Genomic DNA, 20,990 nt, shown 5'->3' on the forward strand with positions numbered 1-20,990 from the left:
CGGCTTGGTGCCGGGCGGGCGCGGGGGGCTCGTGCGGGGGCCGTTCCCCGTACGGTGGCTTGTGTGCCGGGGGAGCCCGTGCCCCGGTGCCGGGCCCGTCATGCGCGACGGGCCCGGCACCGGGGCTGCGGAAGGGTGCCGGACTCCTACTCGGTCACGCCGTAGGGGCGTCCCTCGCGCGGGGCCGCCGCTGCCGCGCCGCTGTCCGCGTCCGCGCGCGCCGCGCCCGTCGGCTGCCGCAGGGAGCTGAGGTCGTGCGCGTACGTGCCGACCGCGTTGGCGATGACGTCGATGTGGGTGTCGAACGCGGTCAGGCTGATGTTCCTGATCGTGTCGCCCGCCCCGTGGTAGTTCGGGTCGAACATCACCCCCGCCGTACCGCCGAACTTCTCCGCCTCGGCGGCCGTCTTGAGCGCCTCCGCGCCCGCGAACGTGCCGCCGGAGGGTATGCCCGCGTCGACGAACGGGCCGTAGTCGAAGCGGGCGACGAACGGCGTGCCCGCGTGCGGCAGGCCCCGCTTGCCGAGGAACGCGGTGATGTCGCGCTCCAGCCGGTCCGAACCGGCCGGTGCGGACTGCCCGTTGGCGCCGTCGGAGTTGTCGCCGTCGTAGACGAACAGGCCGTGGTTGGTCGAGGCGATCAGCTCGAAGTTGAGGTAGAGCTTGATCTCCCGCTTGTCGAGCGGCGTGAGGTTCGCGACGTAGTGGTGCGAGCCGACCAGGCCGCTCTCGGCCGCCGACCACCAGGCGAACCGCACCTTGTTGCGGGGGCTCTTCTCCTTCTTGGCCAGCTTCAGCGCGACGTCGAGCAGGCCGGCCGAGCCGGAGCCGTTGTCGTTGATGCCGGGGCCCGCGAGGACCGAGTCGAGCGAGGCGCCGAGCATCACCGTTTCGGCTGCGTTACCGCCCTTGGTCTCGGCGACGACGTTGTTGGTGGAACGCTTCTCCTGGAGCTGGCGGATCTCGAAGGAGAGGTTCACGGGCCCCTGGGCGAGGTCGGCGGCCAGCTTCTCGCCCGCGGCCTTGCTGATCCCGCCGGTGGGGATCACGGCGGCGGACGGGTCGCCGAGCGTGCCCGAGAGCGGGCCGTACCCGGCGTCGATGTTGTTGTAGATGAGGGCGCCGATCGCACCCGCGGCGGCGGCCTGCTGCTGCTTGACGGCGAAGGCGCAGCCACCGCGCTTGATCAGGGCGATCTTCCCGGCGTAGGCGCCGCCGGCGTAGTCGCCGGGCTCGCAGCCGGTGGTGCCGTCGGCGTCGACCGGGACGGCGGCGACGTCGGCCCGTACACCGCCGACCGGCGTCGACTTCGTGTACGTCAGGGCCCTGATCTCGATGTCGTACGGCGCAGGGGTGACGGCGGAGAGCTTCTCGGCGAGCGTCTGCGTGTAGACGAAGTCGAACCGCTGGTACGAGACGTTGTACCCGGCCTTCTTCAGCTGCGTGTAGACGTAGGCGGCAGACGCGTCGTGGCCCAGCGAGCCGGCCACGCGGTGGCCGCCGGCCGAGTCGGCGATGGCCTGAAACTTCTCCAGATGCCGTAAGGCGTCCTGCGCGGACGCCTCCCGGACGAGCGCCTGGGCGAGCTTGGCGGCGTCCTTGCCCGGCCTGTCCTGCTGCGAGGAGGCGGGGGAGGCGGAGACGAGCAGGAGCGGGGTCGCGAGAGCAGCTGCGGCCAGGGTGGCCACGGCTCTGCGAGGTGATGCGTTCACAGAGGTCCTTCCCGGTGCGAACGAGGTTGAGGGGAAGCTAGCGATCTCTGGGGGGTTCTGTGAACAGATGTGCCATAACTCACGGCAATTCACGCACAGTTGTAGACAATATGTGGAGGATGCGTGGGCGGAGGCTCCGCGTCCGCACTGGTGTGCGTGAGGTGTCGGGCGACGGTGTGACGGCCGGCGGCGTCGCGCTCCGCCCGGTCAGTCCGTGCGAGCTGCCGCGTGGTCCGCCCCGCTCGCGGCCGAGGACAGGAAATGCTCGTGGGCGAGTCGGCGCATCGCGGAGAGGGCGACGTCGCCCAGCGCGGTGACCGTCACAAGGCGCGTCACGGCACTTTCCGGGTCGTCCTGTTCGCTGAGGATTTGCATCTCAAGCCGGGCAATCCGCTCCAGGTTCTCGGCATACGCGGGAAACAGCCGCGGAATGTCCTGGTGATCGAGCGACTTGCAGGCGATGGCCACCTGACAGAGCGTCTGCCAGGCCGGGTTGTCCGGGCCCACCTGCCAGCCCCAGCCCCGGACCAGGCCGGACACCCTGGCCTGAGCCCACTCCCACTCCTGATCGGGCGACGGGGAACCGGGTGTCGGTAAGGCGTGCTGGGTGAGGCGGAGGAGTTCGTTCGCCGGTGGTCGGTCCTCCTCCACATGACGGACGAGCCGGCGCACCTCGGCATGGGGAAGTCCGCCGATATTCAGCAGAGCCTTTACCAGTGCAACCCTCCGTACATGGGATTCATCGTATTCCGGAACGGTCGGCAGGAGATCCAGGTCCTGATACGACCGCAGGGTACCGACGGGGACTTTGGTACGGCGACTCAGAGCGGCGAGCTGCGACATAATCCACCGGCTTTCGGGAAGGAGTTGGCGCGGGCGTGGTCGGCGGCCCGGCAATCTAATTCGAGGCCGCGGTGACCCTATGGCGCGGGAATGCGGCGACACAAGGCATCGCTGACCGGCGCTCGGGGGATTTGGCTCAAAGGGGAAGTCGCCGGTGTCTCCCGGGTGGTTGGGCTCTCTATACAGGCCTTCCGGCGTGGCGCGGTCCGACCCGCTGGCGTTCCTCCCGCTCGGCCGGAAAATGCCGTTCAGCGGTAAACCAGAAACCGGTCGGGCGGGCGATCTTCCGCCCGGCCGCAGGGCTCCCGTCGTGCTGTTCGGCGGGTGTTCGCCCCTCCCTCGGTTCTCGTTCGGCACCCCTTGGCACCGGCGGGAAGTGGATATGCCGGACGTTCGTGGCCGTCCGAACTCTTTCGTCGGATTTGCGTCCGGTCAATGGGGCGGGGAGGCGTGGATTCCGCAAGCGGGACACTTGACGTCCTTTAGGTGGTACGGCATGATCATGACGATCTCCGGTATTTCTCTCCGTTTTGCACCGTCTGGGGACGGGGGAGCGGTGGAGGGGGACGGGTAAAGGGGAGGGGGGAGGCGTTGTCCGACACGACGGCGCGGGGAATGTCGGGGCAGGCCTCGTGTGGCGAGGACGCGGGGCTGATCGCGGAATTAATCGCCTGCGAGCCCGAGTTGCTCGACGCCTATCGCAGCAGACTCATCGATCAACGCAATCCGCTGGGGACCCATGCGGAATCCTGGGAATCCTGCCGTGACCAGGCGCGCAGAATACTGTCGGAATGCCGCGACGCGTCGGGGAGCGCGACCGCGGCGCCCGAGGAGGAGCGGCCGGCGCGGGGGACGGTACCTCTCCACGCCGTACGGGCGGGGGCCCTGCTGGTCCAGCTCGTGGCGGAGTTCCTGGAACGGACCAAGCCCGAGCCGCCCGGCGATCCGGCCGACCGGACCCGGTTCCTGGCGCGGGTCCAGGCCGCCGTCGCCCACGCGCTGGAGGAGGCCGCGGGCGGAGACGATCTCCACCTGCTCGACGTCGTACGGGACTCGACCCGAGCGAGCCGCGACGCGATGGCCAGGGAGATCCACGACCGCGTCGGCAGCGCGGCCGGCCTGGCGCTGCGCCAGCTGGAACTCTACGAACTCACCCAGAACATCTCGTCGGTGACGGACCCTCGGCTCGACGCCCTCAAGCAGGCGATCCTGGAGACCATGCAGAGCGCCCGGGACATCGTGACCGAACTGCGCACAGGAGCGCACTCCGCCGGCTCCCTGGGCGTGGCGCTCTCCGCCTTCGTCACCGCCATGGCGATCGACCGGCCCGTCGTCGAGATCCGGGTCGAGGACGTCGACGACCCGCTGCCCGACACCGTCGGCGAGCAGCTCTTCCTGGTCCTGCGCGAAGGCCTGCGCAACGCCCTCGCACACGCCCACGCCTCCCGCGTCACCGTCGAGGTGCGCGGCGACCAGGAACTGGCCGCGGGCGTACGCCGATTACGGGCCTGCGTCAGTGACGACGGAGTCGGTCTCCCCCCGGAGCGGGAGTTCGGCAACGGCCTCGCCTCCGTGGCGGAACGGATCCGGCTGCTCGGCGGCGGCATGGAGATCCGGAGCGCTCCAGGGCTCGGCACGACCCTCGCGTTCTCGGTGCCGATCGGTGAGGAGTGGCATGCGGACGCCGGATGACCAGCGGATCCCGCGGACGGGCGAGCCGATCCGCATCGTCGCGGTCGACGACCACTCGCTCCTGCGCGACGCCCTCTGTCAGCTGCTCAACGCGGAGGACGACCTGCGCGTCGTGGCCGAGGCCGACACCTCCGTCGGCCTCGGCGACCTGGTGGCGTCCACCGGAGCGCACGTCGTGCTGCTCGATGTCGAGATGCCCCGGCACCACGCACCCACCGTGGTCAGCGAGTTGACCGCGCGCTTCCCCCGGCTACGGGTGCTGATGCTGTCGATGCACGACCACCTCCCGCTCGTGCAGGAGCTGCTGGCCCGCGGTGCCCACGGCTATCTCCACAAGAGCGCCCCGCGCGCCTCGCTGCTCTCCGCCATCAGGGGCGTCACGGCCCACGACCCGCAGGTCATGATCGTGCTCCCCTGCAGCGCCACGCCCGGCGCCGCCTTCAGCCCGGCCGGGTCCTCCCTCTCGCCGCGCGAACGCGAGGTCCTCACCCAGGTCGCCGGCGCGCTGAGCAACCGTCAGATAGCGAACGAACTGGGCATCACGGAGGCGACCGTGAAGCGGCACCTGAGGAACATCTTCGAGAAACTCGGCGCGGCCTCGCGCATCGGGGCGGTCAACAAGGCCGTGGAGGCCCGCCTGATCGATCCGGCCGCCAAGGCCAAACAGCCCGCGCCGCGCCAGCCCGCGCCACGCCAGCCAGCGCCGCGCCAGCCTGCGGTGCAACGGCCGACCCCCTTCGCGGAGTTGGCGTTCCGCCGTGTCGTCTGAACGCGTGGGGCGGCGGGGCGCCAGTGGGCCGGGAGTGGCGTCGTACGCCTTTCGGAGCATGCCCGATGCTCCCTGAAGGGCCTGGTGTCGCTCAGGTGACCGGATTAGATTCGCGGCCATGCCGCCAGTGACGCCTTGCGAGACTCACAGGAACCGCGAATGCGACCGCCACCACCGGTCCGCGAGCGGGACGGCCCGGTATATCCCGGGGCGTACGGCTGTTTCCTCGTGTTGTCACAGCAGCGGCCGGCAGGCCCCGCGCCGGAGCCACTCGGGCGCGGCCTGAGCCTTCGGCGGGGTTCCGCCCGCCCGCCGGGCCCGCCGTAGGCGGACGCACCGGCTCTTCATGAACGCGCGACGTGTGGCGCAACTCGCCGCCTTCGCGAAGCCCGGGGCCCGAACGGCCACCACCGGGGACCGGCATGAACAGCACGCGACCCTGAGGGGTGAACGGGATCATGACTTGCACGGGGGCAACTCTTCGCATCCAGCTTCTTGGACCGATACGCGCCTGGCGGCACGGTGAGGAGGTCGCGCTCGGCTCGCCGAAACAGCGCGCGGTCCTGAGCCTGCTCGCCAGCCGGGCGGGCGAGGTGGTGAGCGGGGAGGCCATCACCAGCGCCCTCTGGGGCAGCGAGACCCCGCAGTCGGCGGCCAACGGCGTCCACACCTATGTCGCACGGCTGCGCCGGGCCCTCGAACCGGGGCGCGGCAGCAGGGCCGTCAGCGCGGTGCTGTCCTCCGAACCCGGCGGATACTGCCTGCGGCTCGACCCGGCCGACGTGGACGCCACCCTCTTCGTCGAGCGCCATGGCCACGCCCGCAGGTCCCGCGAGGGCGGCAGCGCGGAGACGACGTTACGGCTCTACGAGGACGCCCTCGCGCTCTGGCGGGGCGAGGCGTACGCCGGGGTTCCCGGGCCGTTCGCCGCGACCGAGGGCGTCCGGCTGCGGGACCTCAGGCTGACCGCCGTCGAGGAGTGGGCCTCCGTCATGCTGGCGACCGGCGGGTGCGCCGAGGCGGTCGACACGCTGTCGCGCGCGGCCGTCGAGGAGCCGCTGCGCGAGAAGGTCCGGCTGCTGCTGATGCTGGCGCTCTACCACGCCGGCCGCCAGGCGCACGCCCTCGCCGTGTACGCCGAGACCCGGCAGCTGCTCCGCCGCGAACTGGGCATCGAGCCCGGCGCCGAACTCCAGGACGTGCACCGCTGGATCCTCGCCGGACAGCGGGAGTTACGGCTCCCCGGCGGGAGCATCACCCCCGGGGGCCGACCGGGACACGGCGCCACCGCCGTTCCCGTACCGGCCCAACTCCCGCCGGTGGCACGCGGCTTCACCGGACGTGACACCGAACTCGCGCACCTGGAGAGCCTCCTCGACGACGAGCCCGCCCAGCGGAGCACCCCGGTCATCGTCGTCGACGGCCCCGCCGGGGTCGGCAAGTCGGCCCTCGTGCTCGAACTGGCCCATCGGCTCGCCCACCGCTTCCCGGACGGCCAGCTCTACGTGGACCTCTGCGGCAACGGGCTGCGCGGCAGACCACTGAGCGCCTCGGACGCGCTGCTGCACCTGCTCACCAGCCTCGGCGCCGACAGCAACCGGATCCCGCGCGACCCGGCCGGCCGCGCCACCCTCTTCCGCAGCCTGCTGTACGGCCGGAAGATGCTGGTGGTCCTCGACGACGCGCTCAGCGTGGACCAGCTGCGGCCGCTGTTACCGCGCGGCGCGTCCTGCGTCGTGGCCACCAGCCGGCAGCGCTTCGCCGGCCTCGCCGCCCGGGACGGGGCGCGCACGCTCACCGTACGTCCGCTGGCCGTCGACGAGGCGGCCCAGCTGCTCACCACCCTCTCCGGCGGACGGCTCTCGGGCCACCCGGAGGCCGCCCGGCGGCTCGCGGCCCTCTGCGGCGGGCTGCCGCTGGCCCTGCGCATCACCGCCGAGGGGCTCCTCGCGAACCCCGGTGTTCCGCTCGGGACGCTGGTGGAGCAGTACACGACGGAGAGCGGCCGGCTCGACCGGCTCACCGTCGGCGACGACGCCCTCGCCAGCGTCCGCGACGCCTTCGAGACCTCGTACCAGGCACTGCCCCATGAGGCGGCCCGGATGTTCCGCTTCCTGGGCCTGCGCAAGGACGGGCCGATCACGGTCCCCGTCGCCGCGCGGCTCGCGGACACCGACCGCGCCACCGCCCGGCGGCTCATCGACGTGCTGGTCGCCCACCACTTCCTGGAGGAGCACGGACCCCTGTTCCGGATGCACGACCTCCTCGGGATCTACGCGGCGGAGTGCGCCGAGCGCGAGCCCATGCTGAGCCGGCGGGCGGCCCTGGCCCGCCTGGGCGACACGCCCCCGCACCAGGACCCACCACGGGCGACCGCCCCGTACCCCGACGCAGCCCCCGAGCCCGCGCCGGCCACGGACCCGGGCGAGGCGTACGCGGTCGTCCTGCGCCGGGCCGCCGTCCTGCGGAGGGCAGCGTTCCGGCAGTGGGAAGACCCCGTGCGGCCCACCGACCTCACCGCGCGCTGAGCGAGGCGTCCTCCGGTCCGGTCGGCATCTCGCGCAGCCGGCCGACCGGGGACAGAAAGATCGGGACCAGCATCGCGATCGACAGCAGGCCCGCGATCCACAGGGCGCCGTGCAGGCCGGCGAGCGCCGCGAGGAGACCGCCGACGGGTCCGCCCAGCGCCCCGCCGCCGTACAGGAGCATCCGCATCGCGGCCGTCATCCGTCCCATCAGGTGCTGCGGGGTGATGGTCTGACGCAGGCTCACGATGAGCACGTTCGAGACGCTCGCGCCCATGTACTCGATGAAGAAGGAGGCCACGAACAGGCCCACGAGCAGCCAGCGCGGACCGCCCGCCGCCGGGATGAGCAGCGGCCCGAGGAAGATGATCGAGACCGAGAGACGGTAGGCGGTGCCCACCGAGAGCCGGCGCACGACCGCGCCCGACACCAGCGCGCCCAGCAGACCGCCCACGGCGGCCGCGCCCATGACGAAACCGACCGCGGCGGCCGACAGCTCCTGGTCGCGCACGGCGTACAGCAGGAACAGCGACTGCACCATAGTGAGCAGGAAGTTGCAGGCGCAGCCGACCAGGCCCATGGCCCGCAGCCAGCGGTTGCCGAACACCCAGCGCAGCCCCTCGGCGAGCTCGGCGCGCAGCCGCCGCTTCTCCTCCGGGACCTCCGGGGCCGGCTCGGGCGTCCTGATGAGGAGCAGCGACACCACCGAAAGGGCGTAGGAGAAGGCGTTGGCGGTCATCGCGAACGGCGCGGAGAACGCGCTCACCAGCGTGCCCGCCAGACCGGGACCGGCGATGTCCGCCGACGAGTAGGTGGCGTTCAGCTTGGTGTTGGCCTCGAGGAGGCTGCGCCGGTCCTTCACGAGCACCGGGACGTACGACATCCAGCTGACGTCGAAGAGGACCGTCGCGATCCCGATCCCGAGCGCCAGCGCGTACAGCGCCGGGAGCGTCAGCAGGTCCAGCTCGTACAGGACCGGGACCATGCCGATCAGCACCATCCGGACCAGGTTGGCGCCCAGCATTACCGGCCGCTTCCGCCGCCGGTCCACCCACACCCCGAAGAGCAGGGCGAGCCCGAGGAAGGGCACCAGCTGGGCGAAGCGGAGCATGCCCAGCTCCCCGGCGCCCACCTCGAAGACCAGGACGGCGGTCAGCGGCAGCGCGAGATGGGTGATCTGGGTGCCGTACAGGGAGAGCGCCTCGCCCGTCCAGAACACCATGAAGTCCCTGTCGCGCCAGAGCGACCGCGGAGGGTCCTCCGCCTCGGCCGGGGAGGCCGAAGCGGTGGACGTGCCGTGCTCCGTCATGCGGGAGTCGCCTCTCGTAGGGCTGCGTCGACGATGCCGGTGATGGCGTCGAGCCCCGGGCCCTGCCACACGGAGTGGTGGTCGCCCGGCGCCGTGTGCACCGTGAGCCGCTCGACGTACGGTTCCCAGTCCAGGAGCCCGTCCACCGACTCCTCGGCCTTGATCAGGATCGCGGAGCCCGGGTGCATCGTGTCGAACTGGTGGCGGCGCAGGGCGAGGACACCGGTGCGGAAGAGGGCGTACCGCTCCAGCAGGAACTCCGCGTCGAACTCCTCCGGTACGGCGCCGTGTTGCTCCGCCGCCGCGAAGATCTCGGCCGGTTCCGCCCCCGGCGCCATGCCCACGAGCGCCTTGTCGATCCCCGGCGCCCGCTCCGGGGTCACGCCGAGGAAGTCGTACAGGAAGTGCCGGGCCAACGCGTCGTCGGGCAGCACCTTCTGTGTGCCCGGCAGCGCCGCGTCGACGATGACGACGAGTGGGACCTCCTCGCCGCGGGCGGCGAGGAGTCGTGCCATCTCGTAGGCGACGACCCCGCCGAGCGACCAGCCGAGCAGCTGGTACGGGCCGTGCGGACGGGCCGCCAGGAGCGAGGCCGTGTGCAGCTCGGCCAGCTCCGTGATGGACTGCGCCGGCTCGGAGGACCCGTCGAAGCCCGGGGCCTCGAAGCCGAACACCGGCCGCCCGGCGGGGAGTCGGTGCGCCATCGCCGAGTAGCAGTAGGGCGAGCCGGAGACCGGATGGACGCAGTGGAGCGGGGTCAGGCCGCCCTCGTCCCGGAGCGGGACGAGGCTGCCGCCGGAGGTTGCTGTCACGGTGCCTACGCTCCGTTCGAAGGGGGTGAGAGCCGCTCGTCGATGACGGCGGCGATACCGCTGACGGTGGTACCGCCGTACAGCAGACGGACATTCACCCGGATCCCGAAGTGCTTGTTCAAGCGGGTGACGGCCCGCATGGCCTGAAGTGAGTTGCCGCCGACGGCGAAGAAGCCGCTGTCCGCGCCGATCCGGGCGGTGCCGAGGACGGCCGCGAAGATCTCGGCCACCGTCCGCTCGGTCTCCGTGGCCGGCGGGCTGTAGTGGGCCGGCGGCTCGCCGAGCGGCTCGGGCGGTTCGGGCAGGGCCTTGCGGTCCACCTTGCCGTTGGGTGTCAGGGGCAGCTCGGCCAGGACGAGGACGGTGCTCGGCACCATGAACCCGGGCAGCGACCGGGCCGCGTGCTCGCCGACGTCCGCCAGATCCACGGTCCGGCCCGCCTCGGGGACGAGGTAGGCGACGAGCCGCCGGTCGCCCGCGCCGTCGGGATGCGCGGTGACGACCGCCTCCCGGACGGAGTCGTGGGCGCGGAACACGGCCTCGATCTCGCCCAGTTCGATCCTCAGACCGCGCAGCTTGACCTGGAAGTCCGCCCGGCCGAGCAGCTCGATCAGACCGTCGGGGCCGAACCGGGCCACATCGCCGGTGCGGTAGAGCCGCTCGTCCGACACCTCGCCGTGGGACCAGGTGAAGAACCGCTCCGCCGTCTGCTCCGGCCGGCCGAGGTACTCCCGGGCGAGCCCGATGCCCGCCAGATGGAGCTCCCCGGGCACACCGGGCGGCACGGGCTGGAGCTCCTCGTCGAGGATGTACGTACGCTGGTTCGCCATCGGGCGCCCGTACGGGATGCTCGTCCAGCGCGCGTCGGTCTTCACGACCTCGTAGATCGTGGAGTGGATCGAGGCCTCCGTGGCCCCGCCGAGCGCCACGAAGCGCAGCGAGGGAGCCGCCGCCCGGGACCGGTCGGGCAGCGACACGGGGATCCAGTCGCCGCCGAGCAGCGCGAGCCGCAGGTCGGGGAGGGCGGCCGCGCCGGTCGATTCGAGGTGCTCGACGACCATGTCCAGGAGCGCGGGCGCCGAGTTCCAGACGGTGACCCGGTGCGCCGCGAGCAACTCGGCCCAGTGCTCGGGGTCCTTGGCGCGTTCCGGCTCGGTCAGGACGACGGTGCCGCCCGCCGTGGTAAGCCCGAGGAACTCGTACACCGACATGTCGAAGCTCGGCGAGGACAGGGCGAGGACCCGGTCGCCGGGGCCCACGCCGAAGCGGGCGTTGAGGTCCGCGACGTTGTTCATCACCCCGCGGTGGCGCAGCGCGATCGGCTTGGGCGCGCCGGTGGAACCCGAGGTGTGGATGATGTACGCGAGATCGTCGGGCGTGGCGCCGCCCTCGGGGTTGTGCGCCGGGTACGCGGCGAGGATCGCCTCGTCCCGGTCGAGGAGCAGCACGGGCGTGCCAGGGCCGTCGCCGTCGCCGACGCTCTCGCCGTCGTCCGTCGACGGGAGGCTGTCGGCCGGTCCGCTACGGCTGACGACCACCGCGCAGGCCGTGCCGGCCACCATGGTGGCGAGCCGCTGCCGCGGGTAGTCGGGGTCGAGCGGCACATAGGCCCCGCCCGCCTTGAGCACGCCCAGGACGGCGACGAGCAGTTCGGCGGAGCGGTTCAGACAGATGCCGACCCGCCCGTCCGGGCCGACACCGAGCTTCCGCAGATGGTGGGCGAGCCGGTTGGCCGCCTCGTTCACCTCGCGGTACGTCCACGTCCGCTCCGGCCCGATCAGGGCCAGGGCGTCGGGTGCCCCGGCGGCGCGCTCCTCGAACGCGGTGTGCAGGCACACCTCGTGCGGCAGCTCCGTCGCCGTGTCGTTCCAGTCGACGAGCATCCGGCGCAGTTCCTCGTCCGGCAGCAGCCGCAGCCGCGCCACCGGCCGGTCCGGATCGCTCAGCCCGTCCTCCAGGAGCGTGACGTAGGAGGCGAGGAACCGGAGCACGGTCTCCCGGTCGAAGAGCTCGGGGGCGTACCGCAGCTCCGCGCTCGGCAGGCCGTCGTCGGCCGTGCCCGGCGCGTGCAGAACGAGCTCGAACTCGTCCTGGCCCGGCGTCCGTTCGGCTGAATCTCGCCGGTCGGTGTCGACCGATTCGGCGGCCGCCAGCACGGTCAGCGTCTCCGTCCCGGTGACGGTCCGCTCCAGGCGGACCGGACCGGCACCGGGCGTGCGGACGACGAGACCGAAGGCGGACTGGCCGCTCCAGCGCTGGACCAGCGCCGTGAAGCCGGCGAGGAGCACCTCTTCCGGGGCGGTACGGGCCGAGGGACCGAGCCGCACCCGGGTGGAGGCGGTGCGTTCCGGAGTGGCTCCGGACATGCGCGGCCGGTCGGCCGGGAGCAGCGCGGGCGGCGCCGGGGCCCGTACGGGCGCCGGTGAGGGCGCCGGTACGGGAGTCGTCACGGAGGACGACGGGGCAGACGTCACGGGGGCGGGGTTCCGGCTCAAGACCTCTCACCTGGCTCGCGGTCGGCGGCGCCGGCCGGGGGGAGGCCGGCGCCGAAGGGCAGGGGGTGGGTGCGGCACAGGGCGGCCACCTCGGCCTTGACCCGGTCCCGCACCTCGGGGTCCGTGCGGAACTCGGTGTCGCTCAGCACGGTCGTGGCGCCGAGCACCTCGTGCAGCAGCCGGGCGCAGGTCCGCATCTCGTCGGGCCCCATGCCCCGCTGCGCCAGCACGTTCGTGCCGAGCCGCAGCCCGCTGGCGACCAGCGGGGCCTTGGTGTCCTTGGGGATGCGGTTGCGGTTGGTGAGGATCCCGCACTCCTCCAGGGCACGTTCCGCGACCACCCCGGTGACGCCCCGTTCGAAGATGTCGAGCAGCACCATGTGGTTCTCCGTGCCGCCGGTCAGGACCCGGTAGCCGTACTCGTCCAGGGCGTCGGCGAGCGCCGCCGCGTCGTCCCGGACGAGCCGCATGGTCTCCCGGAACGCCGGCTCCGTGACGAGCTTGAGCGCGTGCGCCTTGGCCGCGATCCCCGCCGGACTCGGCGTGCCCTGCGACTGCGGGAAGACCGCCCGCTGCATCAGCCGGGCCAGCGGGGTGCGGCGGGCGTCGGGACCTGCCGTACGGTGCTCCGCGCCGATCAGGATCAGCCCGCCCCGCGGCCCGCCCAGCTGCTTGTAGGTGCTGGTCGTGGTGACGTGCGCCAGGTCGATGGGGCTGGGGTGCTCCCCGGCCGCCACCAGACCCGCGATGTGCGAGATGTCCGCCACCAGGTACGCCCCGACGGAGTCCGCGATCGCCCGGAACCGGGCGAAGTCCAGGGTCCGCGGATAGGCGCTTGCCCCCGCGATGAGCACCTGGGGACGGTGGGCGAGCGCCAGCTCGGCCACCTGCTCGTAGTCGATGAACCCCTTGTAGTCCAGGCCGTAGTGCACGGCCCGGTAGTGGTGACCGGTCACCGAGGCGGCCGAGCCGTGCGTGAGGTGGCCGCCGGAGTCCAGGTCGAGGGCGAGCAGGGCGCCGCCCGGCGGCAGCAGCGCCGCCAGGACGGCCTGGTTGGCCGAGGAGCACGAGTGCGGCTGCACATTGGCGTACTGGGCGCCGAAGGCCTGCCGGGCCCGCGACACGGCCAGCCGCTCCACGCCGTCGAACCGCGCCGCGCCGGGGTGGTAGCGGGCCCCCGGGTAGCCCTCCGCCGTCACGTTCGACAGGGCGGCCCCGCCCGTGGCCAGGACGGCCGGGTTCGCGGCGCTGGCGGAGGCCACCATCGCCAGGGTCATGGCCTGTTCCTCCACCTCACGGTCGAGGAGCAGGGCCAGCTCGGGGTCGGAGCCGCTGAGCAGCTCCGCGCCCTGACGCAGCAGCAGGTCCTGCGCGGAGCCGGGCAGGGCGCCCGTCACCGGCGGTCGCGGGGGCGGGAGCGCCGTCCCTGGGGCCTCAGGCACGCGAACCCGCCTTGGCCTCCACCAGCGCGTCGATGGCACCGGCGACCGTGGCGACAGAGGCACCGCCGTACAGCAGACGGACGTTGACCTTGACCCCGAAGTGCTTGTTGAGCCGGCTCACCACCCGCATCGCCTGGAGCGAGTTGCCGCCCAGCTCGAAGAAGTTGCCCTCGGCGCTGATCTGCTGCGCCGCCAGGACGGCACTGAACACCTCGGCGACCTTCTCCTCGGTCGCGGTCACCGGGGCGACGAAGCTCGCCGTACCGTCGCCCGAACCGGAGACCGGGGCGGGCAGCTTGGCGCGGTCGATCTTGCGCGCCGCGGTCAGCGGGAACTCGGTCAGCTCCACCCAGGCCGTCGGCACCATGTACTCCGGCATGGTGCGGCCCAGGTGCTCACGGAGCTCGGCCACCGTCGGCGCGCTGTCGCCGAGGACCGTGTAGTACGCGACGAGCTGCTTCTCCCCGTAGTCCTCGCGCAGCAGGACCAGCGCCATCCGGACCTTCGGGTGCGTCAGCAGACCGGACTCGATCTCACCGAGCTCGATCCGCAGCCCGCGCAGCTTCACCTGGTTGTCGAGCCGCCCGATGAAGTCGATCTGCAGATCACGGGTCCAGCGCACCAGGTCACCGGTGCGGTAGACGCGGCCCTCGCCCAGGAACGGGTCGGGCACGAACTTCTCGTCCGTCATCTCCGGCAGGTTGAGGTAGCCGCGCGCCAGGCCCTCGTCACCGCCGATCAGCAGCTCGCCCGGGACACCGACCGGCACCAGGTTGAACTCCTTGTCGACGACGTAGTGCAGGCGGCTGAACTCCGGCCGGCCGATGGGCGGCGAGGACTGCCACTCCTTGTGCTCGCAGAGGTACTCGGTCGTGGCCACCGATGCCTCGGTGGGGCCGTAGAGGTTCACGAACTTCCGGCCCGGCAGGTTCCACTTGTTGACCAGCTCGGCCGGCAGGGCCTCCGCGCCGCCCATGATGTACTTCAGATCCGGGTAGGGACCCGCCTCGACCACGGAGAGGATCGCCGGCGACAGACCCGCGTACGTCACCCGCTGGTCGCGCATCAGACCGCCGAGCGCCTCGGGGGACGAGGCGTCCTCCGGCGCCACCAGGACCAGGGCCGAGCCGCTGATCAGGCCGGCGAAGATCTCGCCCTGGGACATGTCGAAGGTCAGCGCGGGCAGTTGCAGCAGCCGGTCCTCGTGCGTCCACTCGCCGAAGGTGCGCCGGTACGCCTCGATGAACCAGCGCAGGCCGCGCTGCTCGATCATCACGCCCTTCGGGCGCCCGGTCGAGCCCGAGGTGTAGAGGATGTACACCAGGGAGGCCGGCTCGGCCCACTCCTCCAGCGGCTCGTCGTCCGGCAGCGCCTCGATGCCCGCCCAGTCGGCGTCGATGAGGACGCTCTCCCAGCCGCACGAGTCCGGCAGGTCGCCCAGGGAGCCCGCCCGCGTGATCACCAGCGGGCTCTTGGTGTCCCGGAGCATGTGGTCCAGGCGGGCGTTCGGGTGCGACGGGTCGATGATCGTGTACGCCGCGCCGGACACCATGACACCCAGGATCGCCACCAGGGCGTCCAGGTCGCGGTCCATCGCGATGGCGACGACCTCCTCCTGCCGCACGCCACGGGAGCGGATGTACCGGGCGAGCTTGCCGGCCCGGCGCATCAGCTCGCCGTACGTCATCTCCACGCCCCGGCAGACCAGCGCGACCAGCTCCGGGTTCTCCTTCGCGATCCGGGCGATCGTCGCGTGCACCGGCTCCGTCGGGTAGTCGAAGTCCGCGCCGCGCCCCACGTCGAGCAGCTCGCTCCGCTCCTCAGCGGAGAGCAGCGGCAGCGCCGAGACCGGGGTCTCGGGGGCGCTCGCGGCCGCGTCGAGCACGGTCCGGAAGTGGCCGATCATGGCCTCGACGCGCCAGCGGTCGTACAGGTCGGTGGCGAACTCGACGATCAGACGCAGCCGTTCGGCGCCCTCGACGAAGCTGAAGGAGAGGTCGAAGCGCGAGCGGGAGGTCGCCAGCGTGATCGACTCGGACGTCAGGCCCGTCAGCTCCAGGGCGTCGCCGGTGGCCGCCTCGCCGAGGAGCTGGCAGGCGATCTGGAAGAGCGGATTGCGCCCCGCGTCGCGGGTCGTCTGCACCCGGTCCACGACGTGGTCGAACGGCACGTCCTGGTTGTCGTACATGTCGAGGTTGGCATCGGCGATGCGCTCCAGGAGCTCGGCGAAGGTGACCCCGCCGGACAGGTCGCAGCGCAGCACGGTCATGTTGATGAACAGGCCGACGACGTCCTCGAGTTCGGGGTCCGTGCGGCCGAGCATGGGCACGCCGAGCGCGATGTCGTCCTGCCCGCTGTAGCGGCTCAGTACGACGTTCAGCGCGGCGGCCACCACCATGTAGAGCGACGCGCCCTGCTCGTGCGCCAACGTCCGGGCCTTGGCGAGGAGTTCGGCCGGGAAGTCGACCACGAAGGTCTCGCCGTTCTGGGTGGGGTCGGCCGGGCGGAGCCGGTCGGCGGGCAGTTCGAGCGCCTCGAGGCCCGACAGCCGCTCCTCCCAGAACTTCAGCTCCTCCTCCCAGACCCCGTCGGCCCGCTGCTTGCGCTGTCGCTTGATGTGGTCGCCGTAGCCGATCGAGAGCTCGGGCAGCGAGGGCTCCCGGCCGGCCGCGAGGTCGGCGTACGCCTGGGAGATCTCGCGGCTCACCACACCGCCGGACCAGCCGTCGGTGATGATGTGGTGGAAGCTGAGGCCGAGCACGTGGTGGTCCGCGGCGAGCCGGAACAGCTGGAACCGGGAGATCGGCCCCGCCGCCAGGTCGAACGGCGTGTCCGCCTCCACCTGCAGCTCCTGGCGCAGGGCCTCCTCGGCCTCATCGGGCGCAAGCCCGGAGAGGTCCCGCAGCGGCAGCGGCCGGTCCTCGGCCGGCGAGACGACCTGGTACGGCACACCGTCCGCCGCGTGGAAGGTCACCCGGAGCTGCTCGTGCCGCTTCACAAGGAGGTTGAGCGCGCCTTCGAGGGCGGCGGTGTCGAGCGGGCCGCGCAGCCGGTAGGCGATCGGGACGTTGTACGTGGTCTCCCCGGGGCTCATCTGGTCCAGGAACCACAACTGCTCCTGTCCGAAGGACAGTTGGATACGCGACTCGGCGGTGTGGTTGCTCATCGTCACAGAACTCCATTTCGGGGCATGGCGAAGTAGGGCAGGGCGAAGCGAGGGGCGGGGCAGCAGGGACTACGGCACGCACGGCAGGGCGCGGCGGGGCGGCGCGGGTCCGACGCCCGGGCGGCGCATCGTCCTGGGGTGGCGCGAAGGGAGTACCCAGGGAGTACCTGGGGACGGGGACTGCTTGAGATGGGGTCTGACGGGCCGGGGCGGCGGCCCCCAGGGTCGGGGGCCGGGGCCCCGGCGGGTCAGCGTCCGGGTACCGGGGTCGAGTCGGCCGGGGGAGTGGGCGGTCTGAGGACCCGCTCCACGCGGCTCAGCCCCTCCGCGACGGCCTCGGGCGAGCGCGCGAAGCAGATCCGGAAGCCGTCACTTGCGCCGAGCGTCTCGCCGGGCATCAGCAGCACGCCCAGCTCAAGGGCGCGGCGGCACATCGTGAGCGGCTCCTCCCCTGTGGTGAGCCAGAGCCAGGCGAACGGGGTGTCCTCCGGCTCCACGAGCGTCACCGCGTCCGCGTTGCGCCGGGCGAACTCCCGTACGAGGTCGAGGCCTTGGCCGGTGAGCTCGTGGTAGGAGCGCAGGTGGTCCGTACGGTGCGCCAGGACGTCGCAGGCCAGCGTCTCGCACAGGACCGAGTTGGAGATGGTGGACAGGAACTTGCGGCGCGCGCAGCGCTCCACGACGGCCGGCGGACCGTAGAGCCAGCCGACCCGCAGACCCGGGAAGCCGTACACCTTCGACAGGCTCGACACGGAGATCACCCGGTCCGAGCCCACGGCCGCGGAGGACGAGAGGTCGAGCGCGTACTCCTCGTCCAGGAGCAGATGGGCGTCCGTCCGCTCCGCCAGGTCGACCAGCGCGCGCAGGTCCTTCTCCGCGATGCGCCGACCGGTCGGATTGCACGGGCTGTTGGCGACGATCAGTCGCACGTCAGGCCCGGCCACAGCCTCGGCGGCCTCGACGTCGAAGCTGAGATCAGGGCGGAAGCCCACGAGGTCGACCGTGGACCCCAGCTCGGGCGGCACGTCCCAGGACTGCTGCCACCCCGGCCGGAAGGCGATCACCCGCGAGCCGGGTTCGAGCAGCGCCGCGTACACCAGGTACAGCGCCTGCTGCGCGCCCTGGGTGATCAGTACGGAGTCGGCCGCACCGCCGTACAGTCCGGCCACCGCCTCGCGCAGCGGGCGGACGCCCCGGTCGTGGCCGTAGTCCAGCTCCAGATCGGCCGGCACCGAGAGGGCGTCGAGGCGCCCCGGAACCATGTTGCTGTCGCCCAGGTCGATGTCGAAGCGCCCGGCGGCGTCCTCGAACACCCAGCGCTGGATGGGGTAGTCGCGCGAGCGCGACGGGGAGACGGTCATCGTGCGATCCCCGTGGACACCGGCGAGGTCTCCCGCGCCGTCCGGTCGAGCCGTGCGCGCAGCGCGGGCGCGAACGAGCCTGCGGCCACCTGCTCGGCGTCGCCGGTCATGGTGACCCGGCCGTCCTCGGCGACGGTGATCTCCACCGCGCCCCCGGGCATCCTGACCTCCACCCGGGCCTCGCACAGACCGAGTTCGCGGGCCACGGACACCGCGGCGCAGGCACTGGCGCCCGACGCCGTCACGTACCCGGCGCCCCGCTCGTAGACCTCGAGCTCCATCACCGACCGGCTCACCATCCGCATGAACTGGACGTTGGTGCGCCGCGGGAACCGTGCGTGCCCGGCGATGGCCGGACCGAGCCGGCGCGCCAGCTCCGCCGTCGGCTCGTCCACCGGCACCACCGTGTGCGGGTTGCCGTTGTACACACAGCTGACGGTCAGCTTCTCGCCCTCCACCGCCAACGGCACGCCCACCGGCAGGCCGTCGAACGGGGTCGTCGCGTCCTCCTGGAGCAGCGGCAGATCGGCGGCGTCGAAGCTGGGGCGGCCCATGCCGACCTCCACGCGGCCCCCGGCCAGGTCCAGGACCCGCGCCGAGGAGTCGCCGGCGCCGGTACGGATCGTGAACTCACGCCCGTCGGCCCAGGCCGCCGGCTCCTGGCCGGCGAGGTGGAGCGCGAACATCCGCAGCCCGTTGCCGCTCCGGCCGCAGTCGGAACCGTCGGAGTTGTACAGGTCGAGCACCACCGGGACGCCGGGTCTCGGCGGCTCCAGCGGCCCGTGGAGGACACCGTCCGCCCCGATCCCCAGGTGCCGGTCGCAGATCAGCCGGATCGCCTCACGGGTCACGGGGATGTCGGTGTGGCGGGGGTCGATCACGACGTAGTCGTTGCCTGCTGCCTGGTACTTGTAGAAGTCGATCACGGATGATCTCCCTTGGCTGCTGGGCGCGGCGCCGCTCCGAGGCGTGGTGCCCCGCCCCGGAGCGGCGCCCCAGGTCACTGCTCGGCGAGCGCGGCGGAGTCGTGCTCTTCGCCGTACCACTTCTCCGCCCACCGCGAGAACGCGATGATGACGATGTCCCGGTGGCCCGGGCCGCCGTCGCCGGAGAGCACGTCGGTGACGTCGTGGGCCAGCGCGCGGTCGTCCAGCAGGACCGCCTGCCCGGGCTCCAGCGTCCCGGTCCAGAAGGGCTCGTCGGCCCCCGGGTTCCACAGCCGGGTCTGGCCGCCGCCGACGTTCACCTTGTCGAGGACCGCGATCATCACGAACTCGTGCCCGTCGTGGTGCACGCCCTCCGGGGTGAGCGGGCCCGGCTTGCCGCCGTCCGCCTTGGTCCGGTTCTGGTGGACGTTGATCTGCCAGTCCTCGGACCGGTCCAGGCCGAGCTCGCGGACGCCGTGCTCGATGAGCGGCGTGAAGTCGACCTTGATGGGCTCGTATATGCGGCGGATGCCGCCGCCGACCGAGTTGAACTTCTTGTACGTGGTGTAGTCCCGGTGCGCGAGCCGCTCGAACGACCACGCGTCCTCGCCCTGGGGGCGGAGGCGGTACTGCGAGAAGCGCTTGAAGCGGGTGCCGTGGCCCATGTACTCGTCGACCGGGCAGTCGTCGTAGCTGGGCAGGACGTCGGCCGAGACTTCCGGCAGGTCGATGATGGTGAACCGTTCGCTGCCGAGGGGCATGGTGTCTCCTCCAGAAGGTGGGGTGGCGACGAAGGACGGACGTCGGACGCAAGACGCGTGATGCGTGATGCGTGACGTCGGGCGCCGGACGTCAGGCGGCGACGGAAGGCATGCGCTCGTCCAGGTAGGCGGCAGAGGAGTTGAGCCGCCAGAGGATGCCGCGGGCGATGGCGCGCCGCATGTCCGCGGATTCGGCGGCGGGCAGCACCACGTTGTGGAACCAGCCCTGCGCGTGCTGGGAGTCGATGGTGATGTGCAGCTTGTGGTAGACGATCCCGACCTCCGGCAGACCGAGCCGCTCCCAGGCGTGCACGACCTGCACGAACCGGTCGGGCGCCATCCACTCGGTCATCCCGAGGAAGCCCACGGCCTCCGGGTACAGGGTGCGGTGGCGGCACAGCATGACCGCGAGGTTGCCGTTGAGCAGCGAGGTCGCGGTGAGCGAGCGGGCGAGCTCGTCCTCCGAGATCTCGAAGACCTCGTAGATCTTGCTGAAGAGGTGGGTGTGGACCTCCTCGGGCTTGCCGTTGCCCATCTCGTCCCAGAAGTTGGCGGCGATCTCCAACTTGGCGGCGCCGGCCGTGCCCACCTGCATCATGGCGAGCAGGTCGTCGAAGCGGCCGTCCACGACCGACTCCTGCATCACGTAGTTCCGGAGGTCGCCCTCCGTGGCCGTGTTGCGGATGAACTCGTGGTAGTACGGGTGCTTGTAGACCCGGTGGTTCTTCGCCATGGTCTTGAGCCAGGAGAGGTACTCACGGGGCTCGGTGGGCGCCTCTTCGAGCAGACCCGGCTCGATCAGCCGGTCCTGCGCGGCCGCCGTGGCGGTCTCCAGGAGCCGGGCTATCTCGTAGATGACGACAGAGCCCTCGGCGCTCTGCTGCCCGGGGATCTTCGTGTACAACTGGTAGATCCTGTCGAGCAGATACTGCTGCGCGTACAGGGCGCCGCTGTCCCCGGCGGCAGCGGCGGCGTTGATGTCGGCCACCTCGCCCAGGACCTGGATCCGCTCGCCGCCCGACAGGGCGTCCACCTTCTCGGGCGCGGAGCCGAGCCATGCGCACACCCTGTCCACGGTGGACAGGAACGGGTCACCGGAGACATTCAGACCCTTGGAGCCGCCGACTTCTGGCATGTGTTTCCCCTTGGATTCACTGGACGAATCAGATTCTCGACA

14 protein-coding genes are annotated in these 20,990 nt (G+C 71.8%); 3 read left to right on the forward strand and 11 right to left on the reverse strand.

Annotation, left to right across the window (positions count from 1 at the left end; translation table 11 throughout):
- Positions 1 to 146: 146 nt before the first annotated feature.
- Both ACFWRO_RS21365 and ACFWRO_RS21370 read right to left on the reverse strand, forming a co-directional pair.
- On the reverse strand, positions 147 to 1,712 hold the full coding sequence (locus tag ACFWRO_RS21365; protein WP_384512505.1) for a M28 family peptidase: 1,566 nt from the start codon (positions 1,710 to 1,712) through the stop codon (positions 147 to 149).
- Positions 1,713 to 1,919: 207 nt separating this feature from the next.
- Positions 1,920 to 2,555: a MerR family transcriptional regulator gene (locus ACFWRO_RS21370; protein WP_384512507.1), complete on the reverse strand. Its 636-nt coding sequence runs from the start codon at positions 2,553 to 2,555 to the stop codon at positions 1,920 to 1,922.
- 591 nt (positions 2,556 to 3,146) lie between these two features.
- On the opposite strand from ACFWRO_RS21370, the gene ACFWRO_RS21375 reads away from it, so the two are divergent.
- The 3 genes from ACFWRO_RS21375 to ACFWRO_RS21385 all read left to right on the forward strand — a co-directional run bounded on the left by ACFWRO_RS21375 (position 3,147) and on the right by ACFWRO_RS21385 (position 7,544).
- Positions 3,147 to 4,247: a sensor histidine kinase gene (locus ACFWRO_RS21375; protein WP_384512509.1), complete on the forward strand. Its 1,101-nt coding sequence runs from the start codon at positions 3,147 to 3,149 to the stop codon at positions 4,245 to 4,247.
- Positions 4,231 to 5,016: a response regulator gene (locus tag ACFWRO_RS21380; RefSeq protein WP_384512511.1), complete on the forward strand. Its 786-nt coding sequence runs from the start codon at positions 4,231 to 4,233 to the stop codon at positions 5,014 to 5,016. Before ACFWRO_RS21375 ends, ACFWRO_RS21380 begins: the two co-directional genes overlap by 17 nt.
- 458 nt (positions 5,017 to 5,474) lie before the next feature.
- Positions 5,475 to 7,544, forward strand: coding sequence for a BTAD domain-containing putative transcriptional regulator (locus ACFWRO_RS21385; RefSeq protein ID WP_384512512.1), 2,070 nt, complete (start codon positions 5,475 to 5,477; stop codon positions 7,542 to 7,544).
- Here the strand turns inward: ACFWRO_RS21385 and ACFWRO_RS21390 are convergent.
- From ACFWRO_RS21390 to ACFWRO_RS21430, 9 genes are all read right to left on the reverse strand, one after another.
- A complete protein-coding gene (locus ACFWRO_RS21390; protein ID WP_384512513.1) occupies positions 7,531 to 8,850 on the reverse strand; it encodes an MFS transporter in 1,320 nt (439 codons plus the stop codon). The genes ACFWRO_RS21385 and ACFWRO_RS21390 overlap by 14 nt on opposite strands.
- Entirely contained in the window at positions 8,847 to 9,662 is an 816-nt protein-coding gene (locus tag ACFWRO_RS21395; RefSeq protein ID WP_384512515.1) for an alpha/beta fold hydrolase, read from the reverse strand. Before ACFWRO_RS21395 ends, ACFWRO_RS21390 begins: the two co-directional genes overlap by 4 nt.
- Positions 9,663 to 9,667: 5 nt before the next feature.
- Positions 9,668 to 12,136 (reverse strand): amino acid adenylation domain-containing protein, encoded by a 2,469-nt coding sequence (locus ACFWRO_RS21400; RefSeq protein ID WP_384512517.1) that lies wholly within the window; start codon positions 12,134 to 12,136, stop codon positions 9,668 to 9,670.
- Positions 12,137 to 12,153: 17 nt separating this feature from the next.
- A complete protein-coding gene (gene glyA / locus ACFWRO_RS21405; RefSeq protein ID WP_384512519.1) occupies positions 12,154 to 13,599 on the reverse strand; it encodes a serine hydroxymethyltransferase in 1,446 nt (481 codons plus the stop codon).
- Positions 13,592 to 16,765, reverse strand: a complete 3,174-nt coding sequence (locus ACFWRO_RS21410; protein ID WP_384512521.1) for an amino acid adenylation domain-containing protein — start codon at positions 16,763 to 16,765, stop codon at positions 13,592 to 13,594. Before ACFWRO_RS21410 ends, glyA begins: the two co-directional genes overlap by 8 nt.
- Positions 16,766 to 17,013: 248 nt before the next feature.
- Entirely contained in the window at positions 17,014 to 18,126 is a 1,113-nt protein-coding gene (locus ACFWRO_RS21415; protein WP_384512523.1) for a pyridoxal phosphate-dependent aminotransferase, read from the reverse strand.
- Positions 18,123 to 19,052 carry a diaminopimelate epimerase gene (dapF, locus tag ACFWRO_RS21420; RefSeq protein ID WP_384512525.1) on the reverse strand — a complete coding sequence of 310 codons (930 nt, stop codon included), beginning with the start codon at positions 19,050 to 19,052 and terminating at the stop codon, positions 18,123 to 18,125. The genes ACFWRO_RS21415 and dapF overlap by 4 nt, the downstream gene beginning before the upstream one ends.
- Positions 19,053 to 19,126: 74 nt before the next feature.
- Positions 19,127 to 19,813 (reverse strand): 2OG-Fe dioxygenase family protein, encoded by a 687-nt coding sequence (locus tag ACFWRO_RS21425; protein WP_384512527.1) that lies wholly within the window; start codon positions 19,811 to 19,813, stop codon positions 19,127 to 19,129.
- A gap of 91 nt (positions 19,814 to 19,904) precedes the next feature.
- Positions 19,905 to 20,948 (reverse strand): iron-containing redox enzyme family protein, encoded by a 1,044-nt coding sequence (locus tag ACFWRO_RS21430; RefSeq protein ID WP_384512529.1) that lies wholly within the window; start codon positions 20,946 to 20,948, stop codon positions 19,905 to 19,907.
- Positions 20,949 to 20,990: the final 42 nt, after the last annotated feature.

The sequence above is a fragment of the Streptomyces sp. NPDC058579 genome (genome assembly GCF_042718575.1).
GTDB lineage: Bacteria > Actinomycetota > Actinomycetes > Streptomycetales > Streptomycetaceae > Streptomyces.